This is a genomic window from uncultured Stenotrophomonas sp. (assembly GCF_963519925.1).
In the GTDB taxonomy this organism is placed as follows: Bacteria; Pseudomonadota; Gammaproteobacteria; order Xanthomonadales; family Xanthomonadaceae; genus Stenotrophomonas; species Stenotrophomonas maltophilia_AE.
This window is the reverse complement of sequence record NZ_CAUQPH010000102.1, coordinates 1-14,090: the sequence shown is the minus strand read 5'-3', so window position 1 is coordinate 14,090 and position 14,090 is coordinate 1. Positions and strand designations below refer to the sequence as shown.

Sequence of the window (14,090 nt, the reverse complement as noted above, 5' to 3'; positions counted from 1 at the left end):
GCCCAGTGCGTCGGCCGCCAGCACCAGCACGAACACCGCGTACGCGGCCACGAGGAAGGGAACATGGGTCATCGGGTCGGGTGCTCCTGTGCGCTGCCGCCGGCGGGGCCCAGGCGCTCGGCCACCCAGGCCTTGCCGGCCTCGCGGCCCAGGTTGTCGGCGCGTGCCTTGGCCAGCAGCGAACCGACGAACCATAGTTTGGTGGCCACCACCATCCACCACAGCGGGGCGATCAGCTCGGCGCGGACCGCGTTGTCGCCGAACACATTGATCGACTGGCGCTGGTGCAGGCCTCCCCACCAGTCCACCGAGTAGCGGATGATCGGCAGCAGGCCGACCCCGACGATGGCCAGCAGGCCAGCCGCGCGCGCCGCGCTGCGACGGTCTTCGATGGCGTGGTACAGGCCGATCACGCCCAGGTACAGGAACAGCAGGATCAGCTCGCTGGTCATGCGCGGGTCCCAGTCCCACCAGGTGCCCCAGGTGCCCTTGCCCCAGATGCTGCCGGTGAGAAGGGTGACCAGGGTGAAGCCGGCGCCCATCGGCGCGCACGCCATCGCCAGGATCTCGCAGATCTTGATCCGCCAGACCAGCGCGATGGCCGAATACAGCGCCATCAGCGCGAACACGAACAGGCTCATCCAGGCGCTGGGCACATGGATGTAGATGATGCGGAAAGCGTCGTTCTGGTTCTGCTCGGCGGGCACCACGAACAGGCCCTGCCAGATGCCGACCAGCAGTACCGGCAGGGCGGCCAGGTAGAACACCCGCGACCAGCGCGACGCGAAGCGGTCGAAGGTGGGCGGCGAACCCAGTTGATGGAACCAGCGGACGATGGGCTGCATGCGGCGATAGCTATCCAGCAGGGGACGAGAACGTAGCGACACGCCAGGCGTGTCCTGAAAAACGGTGAAACGCAAGCCAACCACTCAACTCAATGAAATCCGGATCGCGGCAGCGGTAGCCAGCGGCGCCAGCACCAGTGCCACCACCAGCCCGGCGCCGAGCAGCAGCAACGCCCCGACCGGATCCTGCCCGCGCGCGGCGGCCGCCACGCTGCCTGCACCAAACACCAGCACCGGCACGAACAGCGGCAACGCCAGCAGCGCAACGAGAATACCAGAGCGTCGAATGCTCACCGTCAGCGCCGCCACCACGCCGCCGATCAGGCTGAGCAACGGGGTGCCGAGCAGCAACGATGCCAGCAGTATCGGCAGTTGGTCATGTGGCAGATGCAGCATTTCGGCAAGAAGCGGGGTGACCGCGATCATCGGCAGCGCGGTGGTCGCCCAGTGCACCAGCACCCGTACCAGCACCAGCCACGCCAACGGGACCGGGGCCAGCAGCCATTGTTCCAGCGAACCGTCCTCGGCATCGCTGCGGAACAGGCTGTCCAGCGCGAGTTGACCGGCCAGCAGCACCGCCAGCCACAGCACGGCGGCGGCGACCTTGGCCATCAAGGGCGGGTCGCGGCCCAGCGCCAGTGCGAACAGCACCACGACCAGCAGCGCGAACAGCAGCGGCTGCAGGGCATCGCCGCGGCGTCGCCAGAGCAGGCGCAGGTCGCGCCCGGCCAGCGCCCGCGCGGTCTGCCACAGTCCCGGCTGGGTCCCCGGCGCGATCATGCCAGGTCTCCCGCTGCGGCCTGCGACGGCTGCCCGGCCGCAGACAGGGTTACCAGCCGCGTCCGTACCGGCGGCGCGGCATAGGCCCCGTGCGTGGTCACCAGGGCCGCACCACCGCCGCGCAGGTGTGCGGTAATCATCCGGTTCACCAGGTTGATCCCGTCCAGGTCCAGGTTGGCGTACGGCTCGTCCAGCAACCACAACGGTGCCGGCGAGAGCCAGATCCGCGCCAGCGCCAGCCGTCGCTTCTGGCCGGCGGAGAGCTGGCGCACCAGGGTACCCTCATGGCCGGCCAGGCCGACGATGGCCAGCGCGTTGCCGGGCATCTGGCGCGCGCGGCGACCGTGCAGGCCGCACAGGAAATTCAGGTTCTCCAGCGTGTCCAGGTCCGGCTTCAGTCCAGGCAGGTGGCTCAGATAGGCCACGAACTGCGCGCGCTCGCGGTGCCCGGCCGGGCGCCCATCGATCTGGATGGTCCCGCTGCCGGCCCGCAGCAGCCCGGCCAGAACCCGCAGCAGCGTGGTCTTGCCGGCGCCATTGTCGCCCTGGACCAGCAGCGCCTCACCGGCGTCGACCTGCAGATCAAGGGGCCCGAACACGGGTTCATCGTTGCGGTGGAAGGCCAGGCCCGTGGCGGACAGCAGCGGCGGGGTGTTCGGGGAGATCTGCATGCAGGGAGTGTACCGGTTTACACTTTTGCTCCGCCTTTGATTTCCGGTTGCCGATGAACCCCCAGACCAAGCTGCCCAAGGTGGGCACCACCATCTTCACCGTGATGTCCCAGCTGGCCGCCGAGCACGGCGCCGTGAACCTGGGGCAGGGCTTCCCGGACTTTTCCGCGCCGCAGCGGCTCATCGATGAGACGACCAAGGCCATGCACGGCGGGCTCAACCAGTACCCGCCGATGACCGGGGTGGCGCCGCTGCGCCAGGCCATCGCGCAGAAGTCGCTGGACCTGTATGGCGCGCAGGTGGATCCGGACAGCGAGGTCACCGTCACCAGCGGTGCCACCGAGGCGATCTTCAACGCCATCCATGCGGTGGTGCGCCCCGGCGAGGAAGTGATCGTGCTGGACCCGGCCTACGACTGCTACGAGCCGGCCATCGAGCTGGCCGGCGCGCGCGCCGTGCACGTGCCGCTGGACCCGCAGAGCTTCCGCGTCGACTGGGACCGGGTGCGCGCGGCGATCACGCCGAAGACCCGCCTGCTGATGGTCAACACGCCGCACAACCCGTCCGGCGCGATGTTCGATGCCGCGGACATGCAGGCCCTGATCGACGTGCTGCGCGGCACAGGCATCTACCTCATTTCCGATGAAGTGTACGAGCACATCATCTATGACGGCCGCCGCCACGAATCGGCGCTGCGCTACCCGGAGCTGCGCGAGCGCACGTTCGTCATCTCCAGCTTCGGCAAGACCTACCATTGCACCGGCTGGAAGATCGGCTATGCGGTGGCGCCCCCGGCGCTGAGCGCGGAATTCCGCAAAGTCCATCAGTACAACACCTTCACCAGCTTCGGCCCGGCCCAGTACGGTTTTGCCGCGATGATCCGCGACGAGCCGGAACACCACCTGGAACTGGGCGCGTTCTATCAGGCCAAGCGCGACCGCTTCCGCGAACAGCTGCTCGGTACGCGGCTGCAGCCGCTGCCGGTGCCGGGCGGGTATTTCCAGCTGGTGGACTACTCGGCGATCAGCGACCTGCCGGACCACGAATTCGTGAAATGGCTGACTATCGAAAAGGGTGTGGCCGCCATTCCGCTGTCGCCGTTCTATGAAACCCCGCCGCAGGGCCAGCGCATCGTGCGCTTGTGCTTCGCCAAGAACGACGCGACCCTGGATGCGGCCATCGCACGGCTGGAAGCGCTGTGATGGCGGCCGCGCAGCGCCCCGACCTGCGGATCAGCCTGGTACAGGGCGACACCCGCTGGCACGACCCGGAGGGCAACCGCGCGCACTATGGCGAACTGCTGGCGCCGCTGGCCGGGCAGACCGACCTGGTGATCCTGCCGGAAACCTTCACCAGCGGCTTCTCCAACGACGCGATCTTCCGCGCCGAAGGGATGGACGGTCCCACCGTGGCGTGGATCCGCGAGCAGGCATCGCGGCTGGGCGCGGCGGTCACCGGCAGCGTGCAGCTGCGGGTGGGCGAGGGCGTGTACAACCGCCTGCTGTGGGCCACGCCGGACGGCGGCCTGCAGTACTACGACAAGCGCCACCTGTTCCGCTACGGCGACGAACACCTGCGCTATGCGGCCGGCGACGCGCGCCTGACGGTGGAATGGAAAGGCTGGCGGATCAATCCACTGGTCTGCTACGACCTGCGTTTCCCGGTGTTCTGCCGCAACCGCTACAACGTCGAACGGGCCGACGACCTGGACTTCGACCTGCAGATCTTCGTGGCCAACTGGCCGGCGGCACGCGCCTATCCCTGGCGGACCCTGCTGCGTGCGCGCGCGATCGAAAACCTGTGCTACGTGGCGGCGGTCAACCGCGTCGGCGTGGATGGCAACGCGCTGCAGTACGACGGCGACAGCGCCGTGATCGACTTTCTCGGGCAGCCGCAGGTGGAAACCCGCAGCTGCGAACAGGTGGTGACCACCACGGTCTCCGCCGCCGCGCTGGCCGCGCACCGTGCGCGCTTCCCGGCGATGCTCGACGCCGATGCATTTACCTTGCGCGGACCGGTCCAGCAGGGCTGACTTCACCCCGTCTTAATAGGACGGGGTGCATGGTTGCGACCAATTCCAGTGCGCCTTCCACAGGCCGTGGAATCTGAATTCAACGGGGGTCGAATTCAAGAGCCGGGGACCTCCGATGAAGGCCTGGATGGCGTTGATCGCGCTGTTGTTGGCGCTCGTGCTGGTATGGGGGGGCTGTCGAAAGAACGATGAGTCCGACGCCTTCGAGCCCAGCTGCAGCGACCCGCAGTGGGCGCCGGACAGCGGCTACGTCATCGGCAGCACGGTGCAGAACCTGGGCCAGCGCTACGAGTGCTTCGGCCACGCCGGCTGGTGCAACCAGGCGCCCTACGAGCCCGATGGCGAGAACCCGTTCTGGGAAGAAACCTGGAAGCACCTCGGGGCGTGCACGGGCGGGCCCGATCCCGATCCGCCGGGCAACCGCATCACGCTGCAGTTGCCGACCAACATCGAATTCGGCACCGGCGAGGCCAGCGGCGACATCACCGGCAAGCTCCAGTGCGGCACCGACGTCCATCCGGTCAAGGGCAGCTGGGGCCAGACCGTTGTCATCGATGACCTGAAGCAGTGCGACTACGTGCTGATCATGGACAGCAACGCCATCGGCGCATCGATGGACACCGGCCGGGTCATCCGGGTGACCGAGCAGCGGGGCCAGAACATCCTGTTCAAGCCGCGCTTCCGCCGGCTGCCGGATCCGGCCCTGCTGAAGGGGCTGCCCGGCGTGAAGGTCGAGCTGTTCGCGTCCGGGCTGGACCAGCCGCGGCAGATGGCGCTCAACGACGACCGGACCGTGCTCTACGTGGGCAGCAGTTCCATTCCGCACTGGGCCGACCAGCCCGTGGGCGAGGGCAACACCGCCAACCGGCGTGCGGAAACCCTGTACGCGCTGGAGTTGAACCCCGAGAAGACCCGCGCGACGGCCACCTACGTGATTGCCACCGGGCTGGAAGAGCCGCATGGGGTCGCGTATCGCAATGGCGCGCTGTACTACGCGACGACGGGCAGCCTGAAACGCGTGCCCGGGATCGACAGCAGGTACCGCGACGGCGTGCTGCAGGGCGAGGAGCTCTGGCGCTATCCCGGCAGCGATGATGAGTTCCCGTTGGCGGATGTACCGCCGTGGCGGTGGTATCACCAGAAGCATCCGCTGTACTTTAATTCGATCGACCTGGCCGACGGGCACCTGTACACGGCAGTCGGCATTCCCTGCAATGTCTGCGTGACCATCAAGGATCCGCGCTACGGCACGGTGATGCGGGTCGACCCGGCGACCGGCAAGGCCGACGTGCTTGCGCGCGGTGTACGCAATGCGGGCGGGCTGGACTGGAATCCGGCGACCGGAAAGCTCTGGTTTGGCGACAACAATCGCGATGGCTTCGACAACGACGATGAGTTGAACGTCATCGATGCCGCCTCGGAACCGAAGCATTTTGGTGCGCCCTATGTGTTCGGCCCGGACACCATCGGCATCACCGACTCGGAGTGGGAGCGCCGGGAAGACCTGGACGCGCTGCGGATTCCGCACGGCGCCATCCTCGGTGAAAAGCCGCCGTCGGAGATCAGGCCGGGCGACTACACGCCGCCGGCGTACGCGTTCGGCAGCAATTTCGCGCCACTGGGCGTGCGCTTCTGGAATGGCTACCCGCCGCGCGCAGGCAGGGAACACATGCTGGTCGCGGTGCACAGCAAGGGCACCGATGAGCGGCCGGGCATGAATATCACCCTGCTTGCGCTGGCGGGCGACACGGTCGAATCGTCCATTCCGCTGGTGCAGGGGTGGCGGGGTTCGGGTCCGACCACGCCATCGGGTTGCATGCAGGAAAACGGTTGCCTGGGCAGCCCGGTCGAGTTCTACGAGATGCCCGACGGCTCGGTGTTGGTGTCGGACGATGTGGCCGGTGTCATCTATCGCGTCAGCCACGACGGCAACACGCTGCCCGACACGACGTTGACCTTGACTGCGCCCGCAGCGCCCTCGCCGGATATCGCGCACCTGCCGGTGGTCGGGTTCATGACCGGCCCGGATGGGGAGCGTCGCGACTTCAGCGTGGCCTGGGGCGGGAAGCTTGTGCTCGACGGCATGCCGCCCGGCGACTACAGGGTGGAGTGGAAGCCGTTCGATGACGCCATCGACGAGCAGGCGCTGGCCGCACGCTTCGGCAGCCGGGCCGACGCTTTCGTTTCGGCGCTGGGCCGGAAGATGTTCCGGCGTCCGCTGTCGGACAGCGAGAAGCTTCGCTACCTGGCGCTGTACAACCAGCCCTCGGCCGGGGGCGCGCGCGGCGTGCGCAGCGTTGCACTGGCCATGCTGGCCTCGCCTTTCTTCCTGTATCGCTCGGAGATGGGGGTGAAGGATGCGGAAGGCGACCTGTTCACGCTGAGCCCGTTCGAGCGTGCCACCGCCTTGTCGTTCACGCTGCTTGGCACCACGCCCGATGACACGCTGCTGGCTGCGGCGGAAAATGGCGAGCTGGAAACCGAAGGGCAGGTGCAGCGGGTCATCTCCAACATGCTGCTCGACCCACGCGCGGCGCAGCAACTGACCCGGTTCGTGTCGTACTACGCCGGCCTGGCCCCGGGCATTCCCATTTCCCCGCGGCCAGGCCTGGACGCGCCAATGATCGCGGCAATGCGTGATGAGTTCCGGATGACCCTGGAAGAGAATTTCCACACCGGTTCCGGCACGGTGCGCGAGGCGTTCAATCCCGGCTATACGTTCCTCAATGCCGAACTGGCCAGCCACTACGCCATCGGTGGGGTCACCGGCAGCGCGCTGAAAAAGGTGGTGCTCTCTCCCGAACATGCGCGCTGGCGCGGCGGCGTGCTGAACGCGGGGCTGTTCCCGGTCAAGTACGCCAACAACCACTCCACCTCGCTGGTCATGCGTGGCTTCACCATCCGGCAGAGCCTGTTCTGCCAGTCGTTCGCTGCCAACGCACTGCGCCCGGAGCCCGACGGCTATCCCGACCGGCCGATCGGCGAACGCGAGAAATGGTGGATCCATACCGGCCCGGCTGCATCGCACGGCACCTGCTGGGGCTGCCACAAGTTCTTCAACGACACAGGCGCATCGATGGAGAACTATGACCAGACCGCAAAGCTGCGCGAGACGGAACTGGCCATCAACGAGGGGTACACCGACCAGCACGTGCCCATCGATGCCTCCGGCCCGTTCATCGACAACGCCGGCGGCAACTGGATCGACCGCATCGATGACGTCCGCGACATCGCCGAGCACGTCCCAGGCAACAAAGAGGCCATGTTGTGCCTGGCGAGCGGTTTTTACCGCTACGCGATGGGTGCCCGGCCGGACAGGAACAGCCTGGGGACCATCAACCGTGCGCGCGACACGCTGTTGCAGGACGGCGACGTGCGCAGGCTGGCGACCACGCTGTTGACCGCTGAAACGATGAACCGCCGCAAGGACCAGGAGAACGCGAAATGAGCATTTCAGTGTCCCGCCGTAGACTGCTGCTGAGCCTGGCCGCTGCGGGCGGACTGGGCGCCCTCGGTGCAGGGGCGTACTACCTCAACCGCACGTCGCTGGCCCGCTGGGCGGTGGACGGGCGCGAATTGAAGGGTGCGCTGCAGGGCGGCAAGCCCAAGGTGGTGTTCGTCATCCTGGCCGATGGATTGGGAACCCTGAATCTCAACAACGCCACGCCGGACCAGGCAGCGCCCAGCGACCCGAACGATCGCCAGATCTGGCATCCGTGGGATGGGGAAGTAGGCAACAACAGTTATCGATCGCTGGGGCTGGATGTGGAGGGTCCCCTGCTGGCGATGCTGAGCAGTGAGCTGGAGCCTTACCGCTCGCGGTCGCTCTACATCCGTGGCACCTCCCTGGCGACAAACTACGAAGCGCATAGCGGCTGGACGTCATGCCTGCGTGACAACAACAAGGCGCATGCCAGCATCGACCACATCATCGGGCAGAAGCTGTCGAACTATGCAGCCACGCAGAAGGCTGTGTTCTGTGGCCACATTACCCACAACCCAAACTTTCGGGTGTCCTATTCCGGAGGAGGCACGGCGATCCGGGACATGCAGAGCAACCCGCACCGCCTGTTTGCAAGCTTGTTCCCCGACCAGGCCGGGCGCAGCCGGAGTGGTGGCAAGCACGTGTTCGACCCGGCCCTGGCCGACCTGCGCGAGCTCAAGGAAGGCATGTCGCCGCGCGAGCGGCAGAAGCTGGAGTCGCACCTGGACGCCATCGAGCAGGTGCAGAACGACCTGGACGGCGGCCCGGTGGAGCCGGGCCCCGGCTGCGACCCCACGCTGCCGGAGTTCGAGCAGTCGTGGCTCGAAGACCACAAGCGCAGGGCGGATGTGCTGGCTGCCACGTCGAGCGTACTGGCGACCGCACTGGCCTGCGGTGCGACCCGGGTGGCCACCTTCCAGGTCGGCGCCAGTTCGGAGAACCAGGCGATCTATTTCGATCCCTACGGTGACGGCAGCGGGCCGACGTTCACCGACAATGCGCACGAGGCTGCCCACCATAACCGCGGCAGCGGTCCGGACGAAAAGCGCATCATGTGGCAGCAGTCGCGAGTGTGGTACGTCAACCGACTCAAGACGCTGCTGGATGACCTGGCCCGGCACCCGGATCCGGACGTACCGGAGGATTCATTGCTGGACCACACCCTGGTCGTTGTCACCAGCGAGCTGTCTGACGGCCGACCGGAGACGAGCCTGGACATGCCCTTGGTGATGATCGGCGGCACCCGGTCGCACGGGCTGAACGTCGGCAACAGCAACAACGGCCGCTTCATCCATATCGGCGACCAGGGTGACCGAAGCGACTGGCTGGGCGAGCACGTCAGCCTGGAGCGGATCTGGACGACGGTCGCGCAGTCGATGGGGGTGGCCTCGGGTTACAGCCTTCCCCCGGTCAGCGGGATATTCAGGGGGATCGGCTGAATCGCCTGGCGCAGCGCGGGTGCGGCATGAGGCATGAATTCAACGGGGGTCGAATTCGACGGGTGGGGAATACCATGAAATCCGGGTTAGCGGTGGCGGCGCTCATGCTGGCGCTCGCGTTGGGTGGTTGCCGCCGGGAAGATGGCGGGTCCGGTCCGGTCCAGATGGCCTGTGATGACCCACAGTGGGCGCCGGACAGCGGCTACGTCATCGGCGATACGGTGCAGAACCTGGGCCAGCGCTACGAGTGCCACGGGCACGCCGCCTGGTGCAACCAGGATGATTACGAGCCGGATGGGCAGAACCCATTCTGGGATACCACCTGGACGCACCTTGGCGCCTGCATGGGCCCCGATCCCGATCCGCAGGGGAACCGCATTACCCTGGAGCTGCCGTCCAACATCGAGTACGGCAGCGGCGAGGCCAGCGGCGAGATCACCGGCAAGCTCCAGTGCGGCACCGATGTCCACCCGATCCAGGGCAGCTGGGGGCAGACCGTCGTCGTCGATGAGCTGAAGCAGTGCAACTATGTGCTGATCCTGGACAGCAACAGCGTCGGCGCGCCGATGGATACCGGTCGTGTTCTCCGGATCACCGAGGCGTCCGGCCAGAACGTCGTCTTCAAGCCGCGCTTCCGCAGGTTGCCGGACGTGGCCCGACTGAAAGGCCTGCCGGGGATCACGGTCGAGCTGTTCGCCTCGGGCCTGGATCAACCGCGGCAGATGGCGCTCAACGACGCCGGCACCGTGCTGTACGTGGGCAGCAGTGCGATTCCTCACTGGGCGGACAAGCCGGTGGGCGAGGGCAGTACCGCCAATCGTCGTGCCCAGGTGCTGTACGCGCTGGAATTGAATGCGCAGAAGACCGGCACGACGGCCACTTACGTGATCGGCACCGGGTTGGAGGAGCCGCATGGTGTTGCCTATCGCAAGGGTACGCTGTACTACGCCACCAGCGGCAGCCTGCGGCGCATCGACGACATCGACACGAAGTACCGCACCGGTGCGCTGATCGGCACCGAGGTCTGGAAATTCCCCGCAGACGATGCCGACTTCCCGTTGGCGGACGTGCCGCCGTGGCGGTGGTACCACCAGAAGCACTCGCTGCACTTCAATACCTTCGATCCCACCGACGAGTGGATCTACACGGACGTAGGCATTCCGTGCAACGTCTGCATTACCGTCAAAGACCCGCGCTACGGCACCATCCTGCGGGTCAATCCGGCCACCGGTGCATCCGAAGTGCTGGCACGCGGCATACGCAACGCCGTCGGCATGGACTGGCAGCCGGCCACCGGTACGGTCTGGTCGGGCGACAACAACCGCGACGGCTTCGACAACCCCGACGAGTTGAACGTGTTCAACATGCTGCGTGCGCCGCGGCACTACGGCGCGCCCTACGTCTTCGGTCGTGACACCATCGGCATCACCGACTCGGAGTGGGAGCGCCGCGAGGAGCTGGACGCATTGCGGATTCCGCCGGGCGCCATCCTCAGCGACAAGGCGCCTTCGGACATCAACACGCTGCACTTCTCGCCGCCCGCGTTCGACTTCGGCAGCAATTTCGCGCCGCTGGGCATCCGTTTCTGGAAGACCTACGCCCCGCAGCGCGGGCGCCAGCACCTGCTGGCCGCCGTGCACAGCAAGGGCAGTGACGAACGCCCCGGCATGAACATCACCGTGTTCACCCTGGACGGCGACAGCGTGGATGCGTCCATTCCGCTGGTGCAGGGCTGGCGCGGCACCGGCCCGACCACACCGACCGGATGCATGCAGGAGAACGGCTGCATCGGCAGCCCGGTGGAATTCCTGCCGATGCCGGACGGTTCGTTGCTGGTCTCCGACGATATTTCGGGCAACATCTATCGTCTCACCTATATCACCGACGGGCTGCCGGCCACCACACTGACGCTGAGGGCGCCGGCCGCGCCTTCCGCGGACGTTGCCGGCCAGCAGGTGGTCGGCTTCCTTACCGGCCCGGATGGGGATCGCCGTGACTTCGGCCTGGCCTGGGGCAAGCGGCTTGTGCTCAACGGTTTGCCGCATGGCAACTACAAAGTGGAATGGAAGCCGTTCGACGAGTGGGTGCCCGAACAGCGTGAGATGCATGCCACGCTGGGCGCGGGCGCGCCGGATGCCGAGGTTGCCGCGACCTATATCGAACGACCCGAGGTCAACGTCGAGCTCACCCTGCAGGCCCCGGCCAAGCCTCCCGGCGCACTGGCCGATGCCTGGCAGGTGCAACTGCGCAAGGGCAACCAGGCCTGGGTGCCGGTGGATGTGGCCTGGGGCGGCGAGGCCAAGGTGGCGCTGGAGTATGGGGATTACGTGGTGCATTACCCGTACACCGAAAAGGCGTATCCGGCCCCCATGCGCGAACGCATCCAAGTGGACTACGACACCGCGCCAATGGTCCGCACCACCTCCTACACGGTGGTGGACGACCTGGGCAAGCAGGTGCTGCTGGACGACACCAATGGCTGCGTGGGCTGCCACTCCGCCACCAGCTGGAACGATCCGGTCAAGGCAATGCGCTGGGTGGACAATGTCGATGCCTTGAAGGAGAAGGTCATCGGCATGACCACCAACATGACCGCCAACGGCACCCACTGCGATGGCGTCTGTGGATCGGAGATTTCCGGTTACCTGGTGAACACGGTCTGGCGCGAGTACAGCAACCCGGGGCCGCATGCCGGCCCGCGCCAGTTGCGAATGCTGGCCCGGACCGAGTATGCGAACGCGGTGCGCGACGTGCTGGGCGTGACGGTGGATCCCGAAGACCTGCCGGACAACAAGGCTGACGGCCCTGACTTCATCTATCCGGTCGAAGCCATTGCCAGCACCTTCACCGCCGAGGATGTGCGCAAGTACTACGACACCTCGTTGAAGGTGGGCGACGCGATCGACGAGGCCGCGCTGGCCACTCGCTTCGGAAGCACGGCGGCCGACTTCGTGGCGAACCTGGGGCGCGAGATGTTCCGGCGCCCATTGTCGGCTACCGAGAAGACGCGCTACGAAACCGTGTATGGGGAAGCGGAGGGCGGCGTGCAGGGCGTGGCGCTGGCGATGCTGGCCTCGCCGTACTTCCTGTATCGCTCGGAATTGGGCTCGAAGGATGCGGGCGATGCGCTGTTTACCCTGACGCCGTACGAGCGGGCCACCGCCTTGTCGTTCACGCTGCTGGGCACCACACCGGATGCGGCGCTGCTGGACAAGGCAGCCAATGGCGAACTGGAAACGGAGACGCAGGTGCAGGCGGTGGTCGACAGCATGCTGGCCGATCCACGCTCGGCGCAGCAGCTGGCGCGGTTCATTGCGTTCTACGCGGGCCTTGCCCCGGGCCTTCCGGTGTCGCCGCGCCCCGGCCTGGACGCCACGATGATCGCGGCGATGCGCGATGAGTTCCGGATGACCCTGGAAGACAACTTCCGCGAAGGCTCCGGCGGCGTGCGCGAAGCGTTCAACCCGGGCTATACCTACCTCAACGAGGCGCTGGCCAACCATTATGAAATCGGCGGAGTTACCGGCAGCGCGCTGAAGAAGATCACCCTGACGGCCGAGCAGGCGCACTGGCGGGGCGGCGTGCTGAACGCCGGTCTGTTCGCGGTCAAGTACGCAAACAACCACTCCACCTCGCTGGTGATGCGAGGCTTCGTGATCCGCAACAGCCTGTTCTGCCAGACGTTCGCGTCCAACGCCATCCGGCCGGACCCGGACCCGTATCCGGACCGGCCGATCGGCGAGCGCGAGAAGTGGCATATCAACACCGGGCCGACTGCATCGGAAGGCACCTGCTGGACCTGCCACGAGTTCTTCAACGACACCGGCGCGTCGATGGAGAATTTCGACCAGACCGCGAAACTTCGCCAGACCGAGCTGGGCATCAACGAGGGCTACACCGACCAGGAAGTGCCGATCGATGCGTCCGGGCCGTTCATCGACACCGCTGGCGGCTATTGGCTGGAGCATATCGACGACGTCCGCGGGATTGCCGAGCACGTGGCAGACAACCGGGAGGCGATGATGTGCCTGGCCAGCGGCTTCTACCGTTATGCGATGGGGGCCCGGCCGGACAAGTCCAGTCTGAAGACGGTGTCGAAAGCGCGCGACGCGCTCCTGCACGACGGCGACGTGCGCAAGCTGGCCTCTACCTTGCTGACCGCTGAAACGATGAATCGACGCCTGGAGGAGGAGACCGTCAAATGAGCTAGATTCGGCCTCATCTTCCACCGGCATGAGGTCATCCTGATGAAAAAGCATTTCCTGGCACTGATCGCACTGGCCGGCCTGGGCGCGGTTCCGGCCGCGCAGGCGGCGGGCAACATCGACTGCGAACTGCGCTACACCCTCGCCGGTTGGTCGGTGTTCTACAAGACCGCGTCCGGCACCGGCATGATCACCTGCGACAACGGGGCCAGCATCCCGGTGAAGATCACCGTCAAGGGGGGTGGCCTGACCGTGGGTAAATCGAAGATCACCGACGGCAAGGGCAGGTTCTCCGGCGCATATTCGCTCAACGACCTGATCGGCTCCTACGCGTCGGTGGAAGCGCATGCGGGCGCGGACAAGTCCAGCAGCGCCCAGGTCGTCACCAAGGGCGACGTATCCCTGGCCCTGGCCGGCACCGGCAAGGGCTGGGACCTGGGGGTGGCCGGCAGCCGGTTCACGATCGAGCGCCGCTAGGCGCTGCGTGGGCCGGCCAACGGCCGGCGCTACCAGTGCAAAAAAACCCGGTCAATGACCGGGTTTTTTCATTTCGCATCAGCCGCCGCGCGGGCCGCCACCACGGTGGCCACCGCCGCCGGGACCACGGCTGCCGCCCGGGCGTGCACCGCCGGGA

At 66.6% G+C, this 14,090-nt stretch carries 9 protein-coding genes; 6 read left to right on the top strand and 3 right to left on the bottom strand.

The genetic code is table 11. From position 1 onward, the window contains the following. Positions 1-68 precede the first annotated feature (68 nt). The 3 genes from ccmC to ccmA form a co-directional block, all read right to left on the bottom strand. Complete coding sequence (ccmC, locus tag RWO33_RS15135; protein ID WP_145480157.1) at positions 69-845, bottom strand: heme ABC transporter permease CcmC; 777 nt, start codon at positions 843-845, stop codon at positions 69-71. Between the two features lie 84 nt (positions 846-929). Continuing rightward, complete coding sequence (gene ccmB, locus RWO33_RS15130; RefSeq protein WP_314105883.1) at positions 930-1,625, bottom strand: heme exporter protein CcmB; 696 nt, start codon at positions 1,623-1,625, stop codon at positions 930-932. Next, positions 1,622-2,296 (bottom strand): heme ABC exporter ATP-binding protein CcmA, encoded by a 675-nt coding sequence (gene ccmA, locus RWO33_RS15125; protein WP_314105881.1) that lies wholly within the window; start codon positions 2,294-2,296, stop codon positions 1,622-1,624. The genes ccmB and ccmA overlap by 4 nt, the downstream gene beginning before the upstream one ends. Before the next feature lie 53 nt (positions 2,297-2,349). On the opposite strand from ccmA, the gene RWO33_RS15120 reads away from it, so the two are divergent. From RWO33_RS15120 to RWO33_RS15095, 6 genes are all read left to right on the top strand, one after another. Beyond that, on the top strand, positions 2,350-3,498 hold the full coding sequence (locus tag RWO33_RS15120; protein ID WP_314105879.1) for a pyridoxal phosphate-dependent aminotransferase: 1,149 nt from the start codon (positions 2,350-2,352) through the stop codon (positions 3,496-3,498). After that, positions 3,498-4,328 (top strand): amidohydrolase, encoded by an 831-nt coding sequence (locus RWO33_RS15115; protein WP_314105877.1) that lies wholly within the window; start codon positions 3,498-3,500, stop codon positions 4,326-4,328. Before RWO33_RS15120 ends, RWO33_RS15115 begins: the two co-directional genes overlap by 1 nt. 115 nt (positions 4,329-4,443) lie before the next feature. After that, positions 4,444-7,776: a DUF1592 domain-containing protein gene (locus RWO33_RS15110; protein ID WP_314105875.1), complete on the top strand. Its 3,333-nt coding sequence runs from the start codon at positions 4,444-4,446 to the stop codon at positions 7,774-7,776. Further along, entirely contained in the window at positions 7,773-9,251 is a 1,479-nt protein-coding gene (locus RWO33_RS15105) for a DUF1552 domain-containing protein (protein ID WP_314105873.1), read from the top strand. The genes RWO33_RS15110 and RWO33_RS15105 overlap by 4 nt, the downstream gene beginning before the upstream one ends. Before the next feature lie 74 nt (positions 9,252-9,325). Next, on the top strand, positions 9,326-13,456 hold the full coding sequence (locus tag RWO33_RS15100; protein ID WP_314105871.1) for a DUF1592 domain-containing protein: 4,131 nt from the start codon (positions 9,326-9,328) through the stop codon (positions 13,454-13,456). 39 nt (positions 13,457-13,495) lie between these two features. Further along, a complete protein-coding gene (locus RWO33_RS15095; protein WP_314105885.1) occupies positions 13,496-13,933 on the top strand; it encodes a hypothetical protein in 438 nt (145 codons plus the stop codon). Positions 13,934-14,090 lie beyond the last annotated feature (157 nt).

Bases quoted from the DNA above. Each gene is read 5' to 3' on its own strand.
- ccmC (WP_145480157.1), bottom strand. From the start codon at position 845: ATGCAGCCCATCGTCCGCTGGTTCCATCAACTGGGTTCGCCGCCCACC.
- ccmB (WP_314105883.1), bottom strand. From the start codon at position 1,625: ATGATCGCGCCGGGGACCCAGCCGGGACTGTGGCAGACCGCGCGGGCG.
- ccmA (WP_314105881.1), bottom strand. From the start codon at position 2,296: ATGCAGATCTCCCCGAACACCCCGCCGCTGCTGTCCGCCACGGGCCTG.
- RWO33_RS15120 (WP_314105879.1), top strand. From the start codon at position 2,350: ATGAACCCCCAGACCAAGCTGCCCAAGGTGGGCACCACCATCTTCACC.
- RWO33_RS15115 (WP_314105877.1), top strand. From the start codon at position 3,498: ATGGCGGCCGCGCAGCGCCCCGACCTGCGGATCAGCCTGGTACAGGGC.
- RWO33_RS15110 (WP_314105875.1), top strand. From the start codon at position 4,444: ATGAAGGCCTGGATGGCGTTGATCGCGCTGTTGTTGGCGCTCGTGCTG.
- RWO33_RS15105 (WP_314105873.1), top strand. From the start codon at position 7,773: ATGAGCATTTCAGTGTCCCGCCGTAGACTGCTGCTGAGCCTGGCCGCT.
- RWO33_RS15100 (WP_314105871.1), top strand. From the start codon at position 9,326: ATGAAATCCGGGTTAGCGGTGGCGGCGCTCATGCTGGCGCTCGCGTTG.